Raw genomic sequence first — 18078 nt, 5'->3', positions numbered from 1 at the left:
ACCGGCGCCCGTGCGGGCGGCAGGAGCGGCCGCAGGCGCTCCTGCGGGGGCACTGCGGCCCGCGCCGAAGGCGGGCCGGCCCCCGGCGCTGCGGCGCTGCAGCAGGCCGCGCACGCTGTCCGAGGTGAGCGGAGCTACCTCCTCGGCCAGCAGCTTGAAGCCCTCGTCCTCCTGCTGCACCTTGGCGCGCAGGGCCAGCAGCGCGCCCTTCTCGATCAGGGCGCGGCTGCGTTTCCACACCTCAGGGAAGAGTACGACCTCGCAGCGCTCGATCTGATCTTCCCACTCCACAAAAGCCATCGCCTTACCGGCTTTGGTCGTGATCTCCTTCAGCGACACGACCATACCGGCCGTCACGGTCATACTCTCATCCGCTGCTTCGCCAAGATCCATCAGCTTCTGCATTCCCGGCTCTTCCAGCAGCCCCGCATGATCATCCAGCGGATGGCCGGAGAGATAGAGCCCGAGCAGCTCGCGCTCCAGCTCCAGCTGCTGGGTTCCGCTGAACCTCGGTATATCCGGGTAGCGGATCTCCCAGTTCGGCGTCTCAATGAGGTCGTCGAACAGCTGGATCTGCAGCTCATCGCGCTCCTTGCGCCATTTGGCCGCCGCGTCCACCGTCTCATCCAGCATCGCCAGCAGCTGCGCCCGGTGTCCGGGCAGCGCATCGAAGGCACCGGTCTGCAGCAGCGATTCGATGACCCGCTTGTTGCAGACACGTAAGTCAACCCGGCGGCAGAAATCGAGCAGGCTGTCGAACGGCCGCTCCTTGCGGACGGTTATAATATTCTCCACAGCCTGCGTCCCCACATTCTTGACCGCTCCCAGCCCGAAGCGGATATGCCCGCTCCCCTGGCCCGGCACCGGTGTGAACAGCACACCGCTCTCGTTGACATCAGGCGGCAGCACGCCAATCCCTGAGCGGTGGCATTCCAGTACGTACTCCGCCACCTTGCGGTGGTTACCCATCACGGCGGTAAGCATAGCGGCCATGAACTGTACCGGATAATGCGCCTTAAGATAAGCGGTCTGGAAGGCCAGCACCCCGTAAGCGGCCGCATGGGCGCGCGGGAAGCCGTAGTTGGCGAACCGCACGATCATATCATAGACGGCATGGGCATCCGCTTCGCTGTAGCCCTGCTTCAGACTGCCCTCCACGAAGTGGCTGCGCTCCTGATCCAGTGTCTCCCGCTTCTTCTTGGACACTGCACGGCGCAGCAGGTCTGCTTCGCCAAGCGAGAATCCGGCCATCAGCGAAGCAATCTGCATGATCTGCTCCTGATAGACGATAATGCCGTACGTATCAGCCAGAATCGGCTTCAGATCCGCATGAGGATAGACGACCTCGAACTCCCCATGCTTGCCCCCGATGAATTTCGGGATAAATTCCATCGGACCCGGCCGGTACAGCGCCACCACCGAGACAATATCCTCGAATCCACTCGGCTTCAGGTCCTTCAGCACCCGCCGCACGCCAGCCGATTCCAGCTGGAATACGCCAGTAGTCTCGCCTGCTCCCAGCATCTCATAGGTAAGCGGATCATGATCCGGGATGAAGCGGAAATCCGGCACGCTCCCGTTCATCTCCTTCACCCACTTCATGCACCTTTCAATAATCGACAAAGTCCGCAGACCCAGGAAGTCCATCTTGAGCAGCCCGACGCTCTCCAGATGCTCCATGGAATACTGGGTCAGCGCCGTACTCTCATTGCCCGCCTGGAGCGGAACGGCATCCGTCAGCAGACCCTTGGAGATGATTACACCGGCAGCATGTGTAGAGGCATGACGCGGCATTCCCTCCACCTTCATCGCCATGTCGAGCAGGCCTCTGGTCTTCGGATTCGTCTCATACAGCGCCTTCAACTCAGGCGTGCTCTCCAGTGCCCGGGCGATGCTGATGCCAAGCTGGCCCGGAATCAGCTTCGCCGCCTTGTCCACCTCGTTATACGGCAGATTCAGCGCCCGGCCCACATCACGGACAGCGGCCCTGGCCGCCATCGTCCCGAAGGTGATGATCTGCGCCACATGCTCCTTGCCGTACTTGTCCACCACATACGCAATAACCTCATCGCGGCGTTCATCGCTGAAGTCGATATCAATATCGGGCATCGTGATCCGCTCAGGGTTCAGGAACCGCTCGAACAGCAGATTATATTTCAGCGGGTCCACATCGGTAATCTTCAGCGTGTATGCGGTAAGACTCCCTGCGGAGGAACCGCGGCCCGGACCTGTAACAATACCGCTGCGGTGACAAAAAGCGATAAAATCCCACACGATCAGGAAATAATCGCTGAACCCCATGCTCTCAATGACTCCCAGCTCGTAGTCTAGCCGCTTCTCGGCCGTCTCCTTCTGCTCCGGCGATTCCCAGAGCGGAGTATCCGCATAGCGCTGCTCCAGCCCGCTGCGGCACAACTCGCGCAGATAAGCAGCGGCATCCAGCCCTTCCGGCAGAGGCGAGAATTCCGGGAGAATATGATTGCCGAACGTCAGCTCCAGATTGCACGCTTCAGCGATCCGCTGCGTGTTCTCTATCGCCTGCGGCACATGCGGAAACAGCGCTGCCATCTGCTCCCCGCTTTTGAAGAACAGCTGGTCCGTCCCGATCTTCAGCCGGTCCTCATCGTCCACGGATTTGCCCGTGCCGATGCAGATCAGCACATCCTGAACCTCCGCATCCTCCTTGTCCATATAGTGGACATCATTGGTCGCCACCAGCGGAATATGGAGCTCTTCAGCAAGTGCAATCAGCTGCGGATTCACCCGCTTCTGCTCCGGTATCCCGTGATCCTGCAGCTCCAGATAGAAATCGCCGCCAAAAATCTCCTTATACCGCAGCGCCGCCTTACGCGCCTCATCCTCCCGGCCGTGCAGCAGATGCTGCGGTACTTCACCGCCCAGGCAGGCACTGAGGCAGATAATGCCTTCGGAATGTGCTGCCAGCGCCTCCATATCAATGCGCGGCTTGTAATGCTGGCCCTCCAGATGGCCGATGGAGATCAGCTTCATCAGATTCCGGTAGCCGGTCATATTCTTCGCCAGCAGAATCAGATGATAGATCGGCTGATCCTTACGGCTCCCACGCTCACGGCGCGAGCCTGCGGTCAAATAAGCTTCACAGCCGATAATCGGCTTGATTCCCTGCGCCCGGCAGGCTTTATAGAAAGGGATGGCCCCGTACATCACACCATGATCCGTCAGCGCCAGCGATGTCATGCCGTATTCGCCGGCCCGGCGCACGAGATCTGTAATGCGCGCCGCCCCGTCCAGTAAACTGTATTCGCTGTGCACATGCAAATGCACGAATGGGCTCATATTCCCCACTTCCCTTCAGCTCCAAATCAAAACATAAGATGAAACTATTTTATCATATTAGAGGGGGAGCCGCCCATAGAATGGATTAAGAGCATATGGACAGGCAAAAGCCATGCCGCCGCCTGATCTAAGGAGGGAGCTTTTTATGGATATTTTCTTAAGCAAGGCCGTCCTCGACTTCTTCATCGCGTTCGGTATAGTGCTGGGCGGAGCGATGCTGGGCGGAATCGGAGCCGTCGTCTCTCTTCAACCGCCAACCGATACCATGCTGGAAATCGCAGACCGGATTAAGATATGGGCACTAGCTGCCGCTGTAGGCGGAACCATCGACCCGATGCGGGTCATTGAGAGCAATATGCTGGGAGGCAATCTCTCTCCGGCCATCAAGCAGATTCTCTACCTCGTGTTCGCCTTCCTGGGCGCTCATATGGGCAGTGAGCTGGTCAAGTGGGTCTGCGGCAAGTAGAAGCGAAGGGGTGAAAAGATACATGCGACTTCCGCCGTTTGACCGCTACCGCCGTTTCTCGCAGATTGCTGCTGTATTTGTGCTGGGGATGATTGTGGGAGCCGCCCTGTATAACGCGATTTATCATATGGGCTATAACATGCTCTGGGTCAATAACCAGGATCTGCGGCTGGAGATTGAACAATACCGGAAAGACATTCTGACGCTCAAAAAATACAACAACACCTCCACCGTCATCCGTGAGATTAAGGTACGTACCGAGGGCAGCAAGGTCAAGGACGGTGCGGCGGCGCTGGACCCGGTGACAGCCAAGGAGGTCCTCAGCAAGCTGGCGGGCGATCTGGAGCCGCTGCGCGGGCGCAGCATGTTCGATATCGATTCCGACGGCAAGCTGGCGCGCCTGCTGCTGGACAGCAAAATCTATCTGGCCCGCGAGAAGGAATACACCGTCAAAATCCGCACCATGCTGGTAATGGAGGGAGTGCTGCAAATCTGGGTGGAAATCAGTCCGTATAAACGCAGCTGAGCCGCGAATCATGATACAATAGTGGACAAATCACAATCACAGGATACAGAGTGCCCGGCTGAGGCTACGCTGACTGCCCGGTCTTCCACAAAGGAGCTGCTGTTCATGATTATGTTCATTAAGTATCTGCTGTTTGCCCTGCTCGTTATCTTCATGGTATGCGCCGCTGCGTACAGCATCTCTTCCCGCAGAAGCACCGACCCGCTCGTTCAAGGAACCAAGCGCTCAATCATTAATATGCTGCTGGGGGGAATGCTGGTCACGCTTTCACTCATGTCGATGTTCATGTTCCGCGGCTCGACGCTTAACGTGGTCATTGAGGCTGCTTTTCTGCTGCTGGGCCTGTTCAATATCTTCTCGGGACTGCGCAGCTACAGCTACTACAGCCGGATGCGCAGCAGAAGCTGAGGTTCAGCCACCACCCATACAAATAGACCAGTTGCCATCCTGCTCGCCGGCAGGACAGCCCTGGTCTATTTTGAAATTTTTCCGTAAATGAATCCTTATTCATCATTACTCGCTCATCCCCGCTACCCATGGTCAATCGACTGCAGCATCAGAACGGCCTTGGCTACAATGGTATCCATATAGCTGATCTCGATCTCCAGCTTGCAGGTGCGGCGGCTGATCTCCAGCAGCTTCGGCATGACGGTGATGGAATGCTCAATCTGTACCGGACGTATGAAATAGGTTGACATATTGTCCAGTACATAGTCGTTCCCGGTAATGTCCTTGGCTGCTTTGCAGGCGGACAGGGTCATTAGGGTGGACAGAACTCCCTCCGAGATCGTCCCCAGATCGGTCGCCATCTGCGGGGTAATGAAGCCGTGGAAGAACAGCCTGCCCTCCTCATCCCGCTCATCCGCGAACCCGTTCCAGATCAGATGATCGAATGTCTCGCCCAGCTGCGGCTGATTGCTGGCGTCGCGCAGGCTCTGCAGCACTTCACGCCGGGTGACCGACCCCACGAGCTTGCGGTTACGGTCCACAATGGGCAGAAAATCGATCCCCTCCCACATCATAATCTGCGCCGCCGAAGCCAGCGAGGTCTGGAGTGCAGCGGTGACCGGACTGCGCACCATCGCCTTCTCGATGCTCTGCCCTTCGCTGAGATCCTCCACATCACGCCGGCCTATAATCCCGATAACCCGGTGCCACTCATCCGTGACCGGGAACCGCTGCTCGCCGCTGGCCTGTGCCAGTTCACGCAGCTCTCCTACGGTGCTGGAGATTTTGAGCGTGTTCAGCCGCAGCTTGCCCTCCACGATATCCTCGACCAGCATAATCTTCTTCTTGATCAGCCGGTCAAAAATCGCACGGTTAATCATCGAAGCCACCGTAAACGTATCATGTCTGGACGAGATTACCGGCAGGTCAAGCTCATCGGCCAGCGTTTTGACCTCACGGCTGGTGCCGAAGCCCCCCGTTACAAGAACCCCGGCCCCCTGCTCCAGCGCAAGCGAATGCACATCATCACGGTTCCCTACGATCAGCAGGCTGTCGGCATCGATGTACCGGATCATGGCATCGACCTTCATCGCACCGATCACATATTTATGAAGATGCTTGTTCAGACCCTCTGCTCCGCCAAGCACATGCCCCTCAACAATATCTACGACATCCCCGAAGGTCAGTTGTTCGGAAATATTCCGCGGCTTCTTCTCCACCCGGACCGTACCGATCCGTTCCTTGGTGATGACGATTCCCAGGTTCTCCGCTTCCTTCACCGCACGGTAAGCCGTACCTTCGCTGACCCCCATCTCCTTCGCCAGCTTGCGGACGGAGATCTTGGTTCCTACCTTCAGACTTTCAATGTGCTGCAGCAGTTGTTCATGCTTTGTGATATTATCGCCTTGACCTTCCAACTGTTACACCCCCATACCCCGATCTGTACTATTCTGTACCCATTATACATGCTGGCCACACCGGAGTACAACAGGTTACACTGTATCTTTCAAAAGTTATGACAGCTCTATGACAAGCCATCAGGTATGTATGGCAGGTATGCCGAAACAACAGGCCTTTCCGGGATAAACATATCAATGAATACAGCTAGGAATATATATATAACACCGGGCAACCTACTCCCGGCAGGAGAGGCACGCAGAGATAACCCCCGGTCCGCCGCAATGGCACACAGGGGGTACTTTTACACTACTAGCTCTATACCTGGACTATGATCTCTGCGACACCCGGCCTTCTTCGTTCCACTTGCCCTGCCACTGCGCCAGCTTGGCCTTACGGACGGCATCCAGACGCTTCTGCTTCTCTTCATCCACTCCGATAATGAAATGCAGATGCGAGGCAATGACCAGGAACGCGAAGACACACCAGACGATACCGAAGCCCAGCACCCAGCCGGAACCATTCTGAAAAGACAGCTTCGGCAGCGCGTATAACAGCATGGCCAGGGCAACCAGCAGATACACAGAGTGCTTGAATTTACTTTTTTTTCTCATTGCAGGACCGCTCCTTCGCTCTAGAAGATTGTTAGAATGAATCTATATCTCTATTCTATGAACCTGCGTCCTGAAATATGAGACAAGCTGCGTAATTTTTCAGCTGGATGATTCCATTGTATAAAATGCAGTTGCAATCGTTCCAGCGCCTACAGCATCCGTATGACTGCAGCGGGATTGAAGCTCCGGCTCGTTGCTGATGCTGTACTAGACAAAAAGGGTGATCCCAGAGCCACATGGCCCTGAAATCACCCTTTTACTGTATCAAAGCGAATCCCCGATGCGCTGCCGGTGTTTATTGTGCGCCGTACATTTGGGACAGGCTGTCTGTGATGATTTTGTTCACATCTTCGATAACCACACTGAGGCGGCGCTCTGCGTCGAACAGACGGCGGATGCCCAGGTTCAGGTTAAGTACCTCGAAGAGCTTCTCCATCTTCTCCATGTCCTCCTGCGGAGGCATGTCCCCGCTCATCATCCGCTGCTGCAGCTCAATCTGGCTCTGGCGGAAGTTGTCGAGCATCTGCTTGCTCTCCGGATCTGCTTCGATCACCTTCATTGCACTGGTAATATCCGATACCTCACTGCTGTCCTTAATAGCACGCGCCAATTCATGCGCCTTATCAATCACGTTCATTCTAATTCCTCCTCCAAGTTATGTTCGTCTCTGCTTCGCTGCGAAGCCCGCTCATTCAGCGGGTAGCGGCCCTATGCCCGTCCACTTGGCGGCCCCGGGGGCTGTCCGCGCCCAAATTTGGCAGCTGCGTAAGTTACGCCCGGGCACGCCTACTTCCTTCTGTGCTCCCGCCCTCCGGTCCAGGGCGCGCCTGCCAGCCCCCTGGCTGCCGGCGATATTAATCCGCCCGGCACGGCTTTTTCGGGAATAGGTCAATCACCAAGGGTCAGATGTCTCCATATGATGAATGATATGTAACCCTCAAGATTCATATTGCCGGCACCATGCTTGCCTACCGGAAGGAGATCCACGATGTCTAAGCTAAAGATCCCGGTTCAAACGGTCCACTCGGGCATCCTGCAGGAAAATGCTGTAATGCTAGGCGAAAAATCCATGAAGAGGCTCAAAATACCGGCGCACGGAACCATTCAGCTGAACTTCGGCTCTTTCCGGCAGGAGGTTACCGTAATTCCTGTTCCCAAATCCGACAGTCTGCGCGTTAGTGAGGCACTCGCCCGGCGGCTTGGCTTAAGACAGCACCTGACGCTTAACGCTTCCTACAGCACCGGCAGCCGCATTCTGCGTCTGGGGCCGATGATTGGCGTCCTGGTGAGCCGGGACCATCCCGAACAGCCGGAGCGAGTCTTCGGCCAGATCACAATGTTCTGCCGGGAGCTGACCCATGCCTGCCATGCACAAGGCGCCTATGTCTATTTCTTCACCCCGGAAGCGCTGGAATCACGCACCACTACCATCCAGGGGTGGGTCTACGATGAGGGCTGGCGGAAGCTGAGTCTTCCTGTTGCCGATGTGATCAACAATCGGCTGACCACGCGAAAGGTAGAGAATAAACCTAGCGTACAGCATTTTTTGACAGATGTAAAATCCCGCTACGGAACCCACTTTTTCAACGAAAAGTTCCTAGACAAGACAGAGGTATTCGAGGCGCTGGCTCTAGACCCCGCCCTGCAGCGGTACTTGCCAGAATCGCATGCCCTGACCGGCTTAGCCATACTCAAAAAAATGTGCAGCAGCTATCCCAGCGTGTTCCTGAAGCCGGTACGCGGCAGCCTGGGCAAAGGCATTCTGCGCATTTCCAAAGAGGAAGGCGGAGGCTACCGGCTGCTGTCCACCACTCCGATGGGCACACGAAAGCAGAGCTATACCAGTCTGGCGAAGCTATTTCAGACCATTGCCCCCAAGATGAAAACCACCCGCTTCCAGATCCAGCAGGGTCTCTCCCTGATGGAGCTTGGACGGCGGCCGGTCGATTTCCGGGCACTGGTGCAGAAGAACGGCACCGGCAAATGGGGCGTCACCTCCATTGTGGCCCGGACCGCCGGAAGTAATCATTTCGTCTCCAATCTTGCCCGCGGCGGCACGCTCAGTACGGTCAAGGAGGCCGTCGGCAAAAGCAGTCTTCCGTCCGGTGTCAAAGAAAGCACCCAGGTTCAGCTGCCCAGAGCGGCGCTGGCCATTGCAAGAGGGGTTGAGACTTACATTCCCGCGCATTTCGGGGAGCTCGGCATCGACCTCGCGCTTGACCAGTCCGGCCGAATCTGGCTGCTGGAGGTCAACTCCAAGCCATCCAAGAACGACAATACACCGCTGAATGACCAGAAAATCAGACCCTCTGTCAAACAAATGATTCTATACTGCCGTTATCTGGCCGGGTTATAAGGAGGACATCATGACCACAACAGCAATGGGGTTCCTTGGCATTATGACAGACCGTCGCCACGGGATTCCTCCCATCGCAGAGCCGGAGTTCTGCAGTCATCTCTGCCGTGCGGCCCCGCTGTATGATCTGAAGGTCCTGATCTTTCATCCGGACGGTGTAGCTGCGGACGGCTCCTATGTCAGCGGATATCAATGGCAGAACGGACAATGGGAGCCTGTGCATTCTCCGCCGCCTGACATTCTCTATAACCGTTGCTTCTACAGGACACCTGAGGAGAAAAGAGCAGCAGCGGCCGCCCTGTCTGTATTGACCCGCTGTCTGCCCTGGTCACGCGGACTTCCAGATAAATGGGGAGTCTACGAGATTCTGCGGCGCAGCCCTGCTGCCAACGCCCTGCTGCCGGAGACTGAGCTATACAGCAGCAGCGAAGCGCTTGGCAATATGCTCGCCGGAAGGGAATACGGCGTTTTTCTGAAGCCCAGAACCGGCTCCCACGGCAAGCGTACCGTACACGCTGTAATGCTCGGCAGACGCGAGGGCGGCGGAGTAAAGGTGCGGGGCAGAGACAGGAATAACGAACCTTTTCAATATGTTTTCGGTACGCTGGACGAAGGTCTGGACTGGATCGGCCGCTTCATCGGCCAGCACCGCTATATCATACAGCCTTACCTGCATCTCACCGGCAGCGGAGGACAGCCGTTCGATGTACGTGTGCTGATGCAGAAGAACGGCACCGGTGCCTGGACCCTGACCGGCATGGCCGTCCGGCTCGGCACCCGGGGATCACTGACCTCCAATCTGCACGGCGGAGGCACAGCCGTTCCCGCCCTCCCCTTCCTGCTGGACGAATACGGCGCGGGAGGAAGAGACCTGCTGGAGGAGCTGACCCTGGCGTCTGCACTCCTGCCTCCGCTGCTGGAAGAATCCTGCGGCAGACTCGGAGAGCTGGGCCTTGATTTTGGCATCGATGCCGGAGGGAGAATCTATCTGCTGGAAGCTAATTCCAAGCCAGGGCGCACGGTGTTCCGGCTGACGGGCGACCGCCGGGCTGCTAGACTCGCTGCCGAGAACCCGCTGCGCTATGCGCGCCATCTGCTGCTTACCTCAAGCAGCTACCACAAGCTGCCTCCCGGGCAGCTCCGTTCACACGGGAGAATGATATCTATGGTTCCAAAGGAGGATTCATAAATGGGTCTCACTTTTTGCAATGTCCATTTCACCAAGCAGCCTGATCGAGTAGTATATGTCTCGGGTGAACTGATGAGAAGCCTGAAATTATCCGGCAAGAAGAACATCCGCCTGCGCCTTGGAAAAGATGCCATCCCGGCCACGATCAAGCCGATCAAGCGTGCCGGCAAGCACCTCTTCCTGGCCTCGGGCGTCAAAAGCGCCATCAAGGTCCCGAAGGCTGGCGGCATCTACCTGCGGAATCTGCAGAATGACGAGGTGCAGCTCGGGCCGCTGGTCGGTGTGCTCTCAGACGGACCCGCTTCTGCAGCGCAGCCCTTCGGCTCCCGTACCGGCTTCATCAAGCAGCTGCTGCGTGAAGGCAGCAACAAATGCTACATTTTCGCCTTCATGCCGCGGGATATCGACTGGCAGCAGGAGCAGGTCAACGGATATTTCCTGACGGCAAGCGGCCGCTTCGAGCGCAAGCTCGTGCCCCTGCCGGATGTAGTCTATAACCGCCTGCCCAGCCGCAGAGCTGAGACCTCCCCTTACATCAACCAGCTGCGCGAGCGCTTCGGACGTAAGAAGATTCCTTATTTCAACTGGAGTTTTTTCAATAAATCGGATATTTACCGGCTGCTGGAGAACGACGGGGCGGCGAACCGCTTCGTGCCTGAAACGCACAGTAACCCAAGCTCCGAACAAATGCGGGATATGCTGGACCGTCACCACTTCGTCTATTACAAACCTTCCGCCGGCAGCCTGGGACACGGCATCTACCGCCTGACCTACCTGCCGAAGAAAGGGTACTTCGCCCGGTACCGCAGGAGTGGCAAGAACGTGCTGCTGCGCTTTACCAGCTTCGACAGCCTGATGCGTATGCTGCGGGGCCGCCATGGGCAGAGCATGCAGAACTATGTGGTCCAGCAGGGTATCCGTCTTATCGAGATTGACAACTGCCCGATTGATTTCCGCTTCCATATGCACAAGAACGGCAGCAATCAATGGGTCGTCGTCGGAATCGGGGCCAAAAAAGCCGGACGGGGCAGTGTTACCACCCATCTGAAGAATGGCGGAGCGCTACTGACCCCGCAGCAGGCTCTCGGCCGTGTGTTCGGGGCCAGATCAGATGAAGTGCTCCAGCGCGCCAAAACTACTGCCGTCAAACTGGCAGAATCTCTGGAGATCCAGCACCGCCATCTGCTCGGCGAGATCGGGTTCGATCTCGGCATTGACCAGGATGAGGATATCTGGATGTTCGAGGCCAATGCCAAACCGGGACGCTCTATCTTCCGCCACCCCTCCCTGCGCGCTGAGGGCAAAGCTTCCATTGAGCACATCCTGGAGCATTGTCTGTATCTCAGCAAATTCCGCAGGAGGGATGACTTGTGAACAGCCGGATACCCGATCCCAGTAAGCCCGTAATCGCCATTCTCACCACCAGTGACCGGCTTCAGCAGTTCCGCGGCAACCGCAGTAACTTCCGCGACATTATCCGTACCGGCAGAGAAATGGGCTATATGGTCTATGTCATCACCGTCCGCGACCTGAAGCTGAATGAACAAATCGTGAGCGGCTATGTGCCTTCCGCCAGCGGGAAGCTCTGGTATGCCATTCCGGTTCCGCTGCCGCAGGTCATTTATAACCGGATTCCCAACCGCGAGGAGGAGGAGAAGGCACCGGTCGCGCGCAAAATTGCCGAGTGTCTGGAGCATCCCGAAATCTCGCTGTACAATCCGAGCTTCTTCAATAAGTGGAACCTCTTCGAGTGGCTCAAGGAATCCAAGGCAACCTCGAGGCATGTGCCCAAGACCCGCCGCATGCGCAGCGCAGCGACCCTTACCGCGATGCTGAAGAATCACGAGAGTCTCTATCTCAAGCCGGAGAAGGGCAAGGCGGGCAAAGGCATCATGCGGCTGAGATACCGGCCGGACACTCTCCTTCCCTACCGGCTGCAGATTCAGAGCGGCAAAAAAAACACGACCTATAAGGCCGCGTCTGTCGAACGGCTCTGGGCCCGGATCGGCCGGGAAAAAGGGTCCGCCCGCTACATTGTCCAGCAAGCCATCGTGCTTGCCGGATACCGGGGCCGCCCCTTCGACCTGCGGGTGCTGCTGCAGAAGAACGGCCGGGGCGCCTGGGCAGTAACCGGCATCGGTGCCCGGCTGGCCGGGGCCCGCAGCATCACCACCCATGTGCCGCGCGGCGGCAGCATCGAAGATCCCTCCAGCATGCTGGAGGGAACCTTCGGAGCAGAGCAGGCAGCGCTTATCCTGAAGGATGTCTCTACCACTGCGCTGCTGGTCGCCCGGCAGATTGAGCGGGCTTCCAGCAACATGCTGGGCGAGATGTCAATGGACCTCGGGGTCGATGAAGAAGGCGCAGTATGGTTTTTTGAAGCCAATTCCCGCCCGATGAAATTCGACGAGCCGGCGATCCGCAAGCTGTCGCTCGAACGCATCTTCCAATACGGCAATCATCTGTCCCGCCAATCCAAATAATCCATTATTCGTCAAAGGAAGTGACACCATGCAGATATCCTCGCTCTACGACAGCAATCCCGCACAGTGGGAATCCAGGCGAAGCGGATTGCTTGAGTTCCTGAGTGAGTATGGGGAGCAGCGGATTACACTTCGCGGATGCAGGAGGCTGGCCCGGCTGACACCGGATCAGCTTGCCCTGCCGGGGGTCTCCCTGCTCGTTGCCACATTACGGGGTCAGAACGGCCGCCAGCTTGCAGGCGTCAGCTTCGTGTCCGGTTTCGGCAAGGAGGCCTGTGTAGTCGCCGTCCATCCCCTGTACCGGAACAAGCACACAGGCACAGCCCTGCTTACTGCACAGCTGGAGCGCCTTGGGCAGCTGGAATGCCATGTGGCCTGCGACAATGCAGCCAGCCTCAAGATGTGTTTCAACAGCGGGCTTGCCGCAGTAGACCTCATTAACGGACCTACAGGCAAGCCCACCCTGCTCTTGCGTTCCCCCCTGAGCGCAGTTGATCCCGCCACTCTTCCGCAAGGAGGTGAACTCCTGTGCCAGAGCCCGTCTTAGGCATCCTTACCCTGTATCTGAACGACGCCAAGCAGCTTGAAGAGAAGAGCGTATACCGGAGGATGATTATTGAAGGCAGCCGGATAGGATTGGATGTCTTTGTGTTCACCCCGGCAGATGTGCATGTCAGCAAGGATCTGATCAATGCGATGGTCTATGATGTCAAAAGCGGAGTATGGTCGCGGAAATGGCGCTCCTTCCCGAATATGATCTATGACCGCTGCCGGATTCAGCGCAGCCAGCGCTTCCAGCAGCTGCTGCGCTTCCGCGCGCGGTACGACCATCTGACCTTCCTGAACCGCCCGCTGCGTAATAAATGGACGGTGCACCAGACCTTCTCCCAGCGGAGCCGCTTCCGGGCCCATATGCCGGAGACGCTGCTCTACCAGTCCTCTGCCGATCTGCACCGGATGCTGAAATCCAGCCCCGTCGTCTATGTCAAACCGATTAACGGCACCGGGGGGCGCGGCATCCTGCGGATCGAACGCCAGCGTGAAGGCAAGTCTCTCTTCGATATTCAGGGACGCCGCCAGAGCCGCCAGATCATCGCCCCGCGCAAGGTGTCGCTGAGCCGGCTGGAGACCATCGTCCGCCAGTGGTGCATCAGCGGTAAATTCCTCGTGCAGCAGGGTATCCCGCTGCGGCTGCCCAGCGGCCGGTTTCACGATTACCGGATGCTGGTGCAGAAGAACGGCCAGGGCGACTGGGAGTTCACCGGCATGGCCGGCCGGGTGGGCGCCGCCCGCAGCGTCACCTCGAACCTCCATGGCGGCGGGCATGCGATGAAGGCAGAGACGCTGCTGAAGCAGTGGCTTGGCAGCGAAGAGCGTGCCGACAAGGCCATGCTCGCTGCCGAGAAGCTGGGGATCGAGGCTGCCGCCTATCTCGAAGACAGCTTCGGCGCCCTCTGCGAGCTGGCCCTGGATCTTGCCATCGACCGCGAGGGCAAAATCTACGTGCTGGAGGTCAACCCCAAGCCCGCCCGCGAGGTCTTCGCCCGCTCCGGCGACAACAGCACCTACCACAAAGCGCTGGTCCGCCCGCTTGAATATGCGATGTGGGTGTATAAGAACAAGAATACGCCTAGCTCGTCTAAGGTGGTTGAGGAGTAGTATAGACAGCCGTTCCCTGCGATTGCGGAGAACGGCTGATTTTTTCTGTAGAACAGATGTATATGAAAAACGAATACGGTTCACTACCATGGAAGTACACAGGCCAGATGTATGCGGAAAGCCGAACACATTGGGGCTGCTGCGATAAAGGATGCTTCCCCTGCCCACAGCCAGTAACATTTTTACAGAAATCCTGCAAGAAATGCAGCAATACTGCCCAATAAAACCCGCCTATGCTGAAATCCTGCACGAAATGCAACAAAGCCAGTGCTAACTTACTCTCTGCACCGAAATTTTGTGCAAATAATGCAACAATGTACTTCAGCCGGTAACTTTTAATAGAGAAATCCTGCAAAAAGTGCAACTTACCGCTCCATACAAGCGGTCCGTGAGAGAGAAAAACTCACATATCAAAGTTACCCGGCAATGAGAAACCAACCCACCTTCACCTGTTAGGGTGATTTTGTTCTTTTATATGCTTATGAGCAAAGTAAATCCCTATGCCAACATTGTAAATCGCATGGGCCAGAGTGGCCGGAATCAAGGAACCTGTAGAATAAAATAATAAGGCGAAGATCAGCCCGTTCATAAATACGATCACGTAGGCTACATAAACCCCTTTATACTGTGGTACATGAATGATCCAGAACAAAAAGGAGCTTATAAGAATGACGCCCCCGTCAATGATCGGGCTATGATCAATAAACAACTATGAGTACACCCCTGAAAAAAACTCCTCAAACAAGCTTCCCCCCAGCGAACTGACCGCAATACCACTCGGAGTCCTTATGATTTGATTGATCATTTCTGCGCCTCCTGATTGAGGAAGCTCTGTGTTTGTTTTTATGATGAGACCCAAACTAATAAGTACTACAATTGTACCTACACTCAAGCCCAGTAAGGCAACTGAAAGATAAGAGAACCCATCCGGGACAAACAGCGAAACCATAAAGGGCATGATCTCTCCCCACCTAAAAATCCCTACAAGGATCAGTCCTAAGATTAAAAACGGCGTTAAGCTAACAAAATTTGCAGCAACAGCTTATAATGCTCTCTGGAACTTAATGGACTCATATATTTATTCTCCCTTTAATTCATTAACATTTTTATAAAAGACTTGGATCACCTGCCCTACAAACTCCGCCATATCAACAGGCAATAAGCCTTTATAAATTTCCAGCTGTTGTTCCAGGTACTGATTGGAATCAGACAGCTCATCTATGGGTACAGGTACCCTTTCTAACAGTTCTTTTAATTCTCTCTATACGCCTTTGTTTAATTTCGTCTAAAGGCATGTTTAAGCTTTTGAGCAGCTGGATATTGTAGAATCTCTTCAATTCATCCCTGGTGTACATTTTCTGATTGAATTCATTTCGCTTAACCGGAACAAGCAACTCAAGTTGCTCATAATGCCTAAGCGTCCTTATCGTTGTATTGACAGCGCTGGCGAATTTCCCTATTGTAAGCTCCAACGAATACCCTCCTTTGCTTTTCTCTAATAAGACCTCTTATGATCTCCATAGTAGACTGTGACGTTACGTCCTTAGCAAGCACATCTTTCGGGAATGTCCATTCAAGGAGGTTACAACATTGAAAACGTTATTACCGCTATTCATTCCTTTAATACTGTTAGCACTGATCCTCGTCGCCTGCAGCTCTAATAAAAGCAATCTAAACACTTATCTTATTCCAGAAAATTATGTCGGCTGGGTGCAGATTATCTATAATCAAGAGGGATTTGACCCTATCAAGCAGGTTAACGGGAAAAACATTTATACCATTCCTGAATCAGGTATTTTAAAAACTTCCACTCCAGTTGAATATGGAGTATCTTTCGATGAATTTTACTACTATGATGGACAAAATAGGCAACAAAAAATAGATGTCGATCAAATGATCCACGGTCACCATATAGGCGACGGCGAGTCTGTTAATAGTTCCGGTAAAATAGAGGGACCTACGGTGCAGGAGTTTTTTGTCGGAACAGAAACGGAGCTTCAAAATACTCCTGATCCGGAGTATCCTGTAGAGCTTATGAAATAAAACTGGCATGAAGTATAAATTCAGAAGCAAAGAAAGGACAGTGAATATGGAAAATGTATCAAATGCAGATCAATTGGAATCCATAACCTCTATGCAATCCACAGTCAAAAAACTTGAGAGCGCTTTGTCCCAAATGACTCAAAGTGGCGCCAATACTACCCTGGTAACCAAACGCCTCCATGCGGTATCCATCGGCTTAGCGGTTCTGGAAAATGTCTGGAATCAAAAGCCTCATCCATATACACCTGAAGATTTAGCAGAGGCCGGCAAGGTTCTCACTGGTTTAACCCCTTCAGTGGAGAACAGTTATGCCAAGTCAAAGGCGGGCAGTCCACAAAGAACACTTTTAGAGCGGAGGATTAAGGCTTTGAGACTGGCTGTTCAGGCGATTCATTCCACTTTACCTTATAATTGAAGTCGTATATCATGCTGACATTTCCCGCTTCATCTTTAGCTATGGATATGAATTCTCCAATGTACTTTTCACTATAAAATTGATGTTTAAATTCAGCTAAAAGGTGCTCTATTTCATGATACCTTTTGTTCTCCATGTCTGAAGAAGGATGTGTTCTTGATGAATTATCATTTATCCAATTTAAAAATAATTTATGGGACTCAATTTGTAGTGAATATTCCTTCGTTGAAACAGGTCTTAGCAAATACAAATTTGACCAATCATCGTTCACTTTATCAAAAAATCGCTCAAAACAATGAACAGTACCATTAAAATCAGCAAATCCGGTTTTTGGCCCGTCCCACCAATCAGTAATAAAATATACCGTTTGAAACTCGTCTACTGGACTTTCTCTTTTCATAGGTTCCCTCCTAGCTGTTTCTTTATGGGAGTTGCCAGATAGTTAGTCCATTTTCACTACTAAACATAGCCGCCTCCGGCCCTCCGTCTGCTTCTCTCTTTAATGAAATCTCAAGCGCAATATTGCTTTGGAATAGCAAGGTAATAGCTACACCTTCCTCAATATCTATTTCCGTAACAGTCTGGTTAATAAGGGAACAAAGAATGTTGCAATAACTTATATCCGATCTGATGTAGAATGTTGAGCCTGCCCTTATTGTTGGAAGTTAAAACGCTGTAACTATCATTGTCTCTTTATAATCTTCTTCAAAGATTAGCTGGATATAATCTCTTATGAATACCACTGAGCTCATTTCTTTGCCTGAAATCTCACTTAGATGAATTACGGAATGTCCGTTGGACATGGCTTATTCTCCTCATCCCAAACTTTACTGGCCCGGGTGTAGCTTAATTACTCAACTTTCGCAGCCTGAAATCGGCAAGTACGCCTTGATGTAATTGGGCAGAGCGGCGATCCAGTGCTGGAGTTGACTTTTAATCATAGCGGATAGCTTTTTGCCGACTTGATTGGCGATCTCGTTCATCAATTCCACCAGTTGTTGTAAAGCTACTGCCCAATCCAAGGTACCCACTTCATCGCAAAGCAAATAAAACAGTCCACCGAGCGTCCGTTGATCGGTACTTTGCCGATGCTGCCAAGCCAGCAGTATATAACGGGAAAAGACAATGGTGGTATGGCTAATGAGCAGATCGTACGAACGACCTTGC

At 54.3% G+C, this 18078-nt stretch carries 19 protein-coding genes and 1 pseudogene; 11 read left to right on the top strand and 9 right to left on the bottom strand.

Going from position 1 to position 18078, the window contains the following annotated elements; translation table 11 throughout:
* On the bottom strand, nucleotides 1-3315 hold a 3315-nt coding region (locus ACFSX3_RS25740; RefSeq protein ID WP_379313416.1), incomplete at its 3' end, for a DNA polymerase III subunit alpha.
* Between the two features lie 145 nt (nucleotides 3316-3460).
* On the opposite strand from ACFSX3_RS25740, the gene ACFSX3_RS25735 reads away from it, so the two are divergent.
* From ACFSX3_RS25735 to ACFSX3_RS25725, 3 genes are all read left to right on the top strand, one after another.
* Nucleotides 3461-3781 carry a YtrH family sporulation protein gene (locus ACFSX3_RS25735; RefSeq protein WP_209993411.1) on the top strand — a complete coding sequence of 107 codons (321 nt, stop codon included), beginning with the start codon at nucleotides 3461-3463 and terminating at the stop codon, nucleotides 3779-3781.
* 22 nt (nucleotides 3782-3803) lie between these two features.
* On the top strand, nucleotides 3804-4307 hold the full coding sequence (locus tag ACFSX3_RS25730) for a hypothetical protein (RefSeq protein WP_209993412.1): 504 nt from the start codon (nucleotides 3804-3806) through the stop codon (nucleotides 4305-4307).
* Nucleotides 4308-4412: 105 nt separating this feature from the next.
* Nucleotides 4413-4715, top strand: a complete 303-nt coding sequence (locus ACFSX3_RS25725; protein ID WP_209993484.1) for a YtpI family protein — start codon at nucleotides 4413-4415, stop codon at nucleotides 4713-4715.
* A gap of 122 nt (nucleotides 4716-4837) precedes the next feature.
* Here ACFSX3_RS25725 and ACFSX3_RS25720 read toward each other — a convergent pair whose 3' ends face one another.
* From ACFSX3_RS25720 to ACFSX3_RS25710, 3 genes are all read right to left on the bottom strand, one after another.
* Nucleotides 4838-6172 (bottom strand): DRTGG domain-containing protein, encoded by a 1335-nt coding sequence (locus ACFSX3_RS25720; RefSeq protein ID WP_209993413.1) that lies wholly within the window; start codon nucleotides 6170-6172, stop codon nucleotides 4838-4840.
* A 309-nt stretch (nucleotides 6173-6481) separates the two neighbouring features.
* Nucleotides 6482-6766, bottom strand: coding sequence for a hypothetical protein (locus ACFSX3_RS25715; protein WP_209993414.1), 285 nt, complete (start codon nucleotides 6764-6766; stop codon nucleotides 6482-6484).
* A 295-nt stretch (nucleotides 6767-7061) separates the two neighbouring features.
* A complete protein-coding gene (locus tag ACFSX3_RS25710; RefSeq protein WP_036691219.1) occupies nucleotides 7062-7403 on the bottom strand; it encodes a YlbF family regulator in 342 nt (113 codons plus the stop codon).
* A 351-nt stretch (nucleotides 7404-7754) separates the two neighbouring features.
* On the opposite strand from ACFSX3_RS25710, the gene ACFSX3_RS25705 reads away from it, so the two are divergent.
* Genes ACFSX3_RS25705 through ACFSX3_RS25680 form a run of 6 tightly spaced genes read left to right on the top strand, consistent with a single transcriptional unit; the run spans nucleotide 7755 to nucleotide 14453 of the window.
* Complete coding sequence (locus ACFSX3_RS25705) at nucleotides 7755-9122, top strand: YheC/YheD family endospore coat-associated protein (RefSeq protein WP_209993415.1); 1368 nt, start codon at nucleotides 7755-7757, stop codon at nucleotides 9120-9122.
* A 10-nt stretch (nucleotides 9123-9132) separates the two neighbouring features.
* A complete protein-coding gene (locus tag ACFSX3_RS25700) occupies nucleotides 9133-10311 on the top strand; it encodes a YheC/YheD family endospore coat-associated protein (RefSeq protein WP_209993416.1) in 1179 nt (392 codons plus the stop codon).
* On the top strand, nucleotides 10312-11685 hold the full coding sequence (locus ACFSX3_RS25695; protein WP_209993417.1) for a YheC/YheD family endospore coat-associated protein: 1374 nt from the start codon (nucleotides 10312-10314) through the stop codon (nucleotides 11683-11685).
* Entirely contained in the window at nucleotides 11682-12794 is a 1113-nt protein-coding gene (locus ACFSX3_RS25690; protein ID WP_209993418.1) for a YheC/YheD family endospore coat-associated protein, read from the top strand. Before ACFSX3_RS25695 ends, ACFSX3_RS25690 begins: the two co-directional genes overlap by 4 nt.
* A 28-nt stretch (nucleotides 12795-12822) precedes the next feature.
* Nucleotides 12823-13341 (top strand): GNAT family N-acetyltransferase, encoded by a 519-nt coding sequence (locus ACFSX3_RS25685; RefSeq protein WP_209993419.1) that lies wholly within the window; start codon nucleotides 12823-12825, stop codon nucleotides 13339-13341.
* Nucleotides 13323-14453 (top strand): YheC/YheD family endospore coat-associated protein, encoded by a 1131-nt coding sequence (locus tag ACFSX3_RS25680; RefSeq protein ID WP_209993420.1) that lies wholly within the window; start codon nucleotides 13323-13325, stop codon nucleotides 14451-14453. Before ACFSX3_RS25685 ends, ACFSX3_RS25680 begins: the two co-directional genes overlap by 19 nt.
* A 445-nt stretch (nucleotides 14454-14898) precedes the next feature.
* Here the strand turns inward: ACFSX3_RS25680 and ACFSX3_RS25675 are convergent, their stop codons facing one another.
* From ACFSX3_RS25675 to ACFSX3_RS25665, 3 genes are all read right to left on the bottom strand, one after another.
* On the bottom strand, nucleotides 14899-15162 hold the full coding sequence (locus ACFSX3_RS25675; RefSeq protein WP_209993421.1) for a CPBP family intramembrane glutamic endopeptidase: 264 nt from the start codon (nucleotides 15160-15162) through the stop codon (nucleotides 14899-14901).
* Nucleotides 15163-15411: a hypothetical protein gene (locus ACFSX3_RS25670; protein ID WP_209993422.1), complete on the bottom strand. Its 249-nt coding sequence runs from the start codon at nucleotides 15409-15411 to the stop codon at nucleotides 15163-15165.
* 256 nt (nucleotides 15412-15667) lie between these two features.
* Nucleotides 15668-15925: a MerR family transcriptional regulator gene (locus ACFSX3_RS25665; protein WP_209993423.1), complete on the bottom strand. Its 258-nt coding sequence runs from the start codon at nucleotides 15923-15925 to the stop codon at nucleotides 15668-15670.
* A gap of 118 nt (nucleotides 15926-16043) precedes the next feature.
* Between ACFSX3_RS25665 and ACFSX3_RS25660 the strand changes: the two genes are divergently transcribed.
* Nucleotides 16044-16496: a DUF6843 domain-containing protein gene (locus tag ACFSX3_RS25660; RefSeq protein ID WP_209993424.1), complete on the top strand. Its 453-nt coding sequence runs from the start codon at nucleotides 16044-16046 to the stop codon at nucleotides 16494-16496.
* 46 nt (nucleotides 16497-16542) lie between these two features.
* Complete coding sequence (locus tag ACFSX3_RS25655; RefSeq protein WP_209993425.1) at nucleotides 16543-16911, top strand: hypothetical protein; 369 nt, start codon at nucleotides 16543-16545, stop codon at nucleotides 16909-16911.
* Here the strand turns inward: ACFSX3_RS25655 and ACFSX3_RS25650 are convergent.
* Entirely contained in the window at nucleotides 16856-17311 is a 456-nt protein-coding gene (locus ACFSX3_RS25650) for a hypothetical protein (RefSeq protein ID WP_209993426.1), read from the bottom strand. The genes ACFSX3_RS25655 and ACFSX3_RS25650 overlap by 56 nt on opposite strands.
* Before the next feature lie 454 nt (nucleotides 17312-17765).
* Nucleotides 17766-18078, bottom strand: a pseudogene (locus ACFSX3_RS25645) (IS4 family transposase); the annotation flags it as partial.

The sequence above is a fragment of the Paenibacillus rhizoplanae genome (genome assembly GCF_042684125.1).
Classification (GTDB): domain Bacteria; phylum Bacillota; class Bacilli; order Paenibacillales; family Paenibacillaceae; genus Paenibacillus_AQ; species Paenibacillus_AQ rhizoplanae.
Note: the sequence above shows the minus strand (reverse complement) of the source record. Positions and strands in the feature narration are given on the sequence as shown.

Coding starts and splice junctions, on each gene's coding strand:
- ACFSX3_RS25735 (WP_209993411.1), top strand. CDS start 3,461: ATGGATATTTTCTTAAGCAAGGCCGTCCTCGACTTCTTCATCGCGTTC.
- ACFSX3_RS25730 (WP_209993412.1), top strand. CDS start 3,804: ATGCGACTTCCGCCGTTTGACCGCTACCGCCGTTTCTCGCAGATTGCT.
- ACFSX3_RS25725 (WP_209993484.1), top strand. CDS start 4,413: ATGATTATGTTCATTAAGTATCTGCTGTTTGCCCTGCTCGTTATCTTC.
- ACFSX3_RS25715 (WP_209993414.1), bottom strand. CDS start 6,766: ATGAGAAAAAAAAGTAAATTCAAGCACTCTGTGTATCTGCTGGTTGCC.
- ACFSX3_RS25710 (WP_036691219.1), bottom strand. CDS start 7,403: ATGAACGTGATTGATAAGGCGCATGAATTGGCGCGTGCTATTAAGGAC.
- ACFSX3_RS25705 (WP_209993415.1), top strand. CDS start 7,755: ATGTCTAAGCTAAAGATCCCGGTTCAAACGGTCCACTCGGGCATCCTG.
- ACFSX3_RS25700 (WP_209993416.1), top strand. CDS start 9,133: ATGACCACAACAGCAATGGGGTTCCTTGGCATTATGACAGACCGTCGC.
- ACFSX3_RS25695 (WP_209993417.1), top strand. CDS start 10,312: ATGGGTCTCACTTTTTGCAATGTCCATTTCACCAAGCAGCCTGATCGA.
- ACFSX3_RS25685 (WP_209993419.1), top strand. CDS start 12,823: ATGCAGATATCCTCGCTCTACGACAGCAATCCCGCACAGTGGGAATCC.
- ACFSX3_RS25670 (WP_209993422.1), bottom strand. CDS start 15,411: ATGCCCTTTATGGTTTCGCTGTTTGTCCCGGATGGGTTCTCTTATCTT.
- ACFSX3_RS25655 (WP_209993425.1), top strand. CDS start 16,543: ATGGAAAATGTATCAAATGCAGATCAATTGGAATCCATAACCTCTATG.
- ACFSX3_RS25650 (WP_209993426.1), bottom strand. CDS start 17,311: ATGAAAAGAGAAAGTCCAGTAGACGAGTTTCAAACGGTATATTTTATT.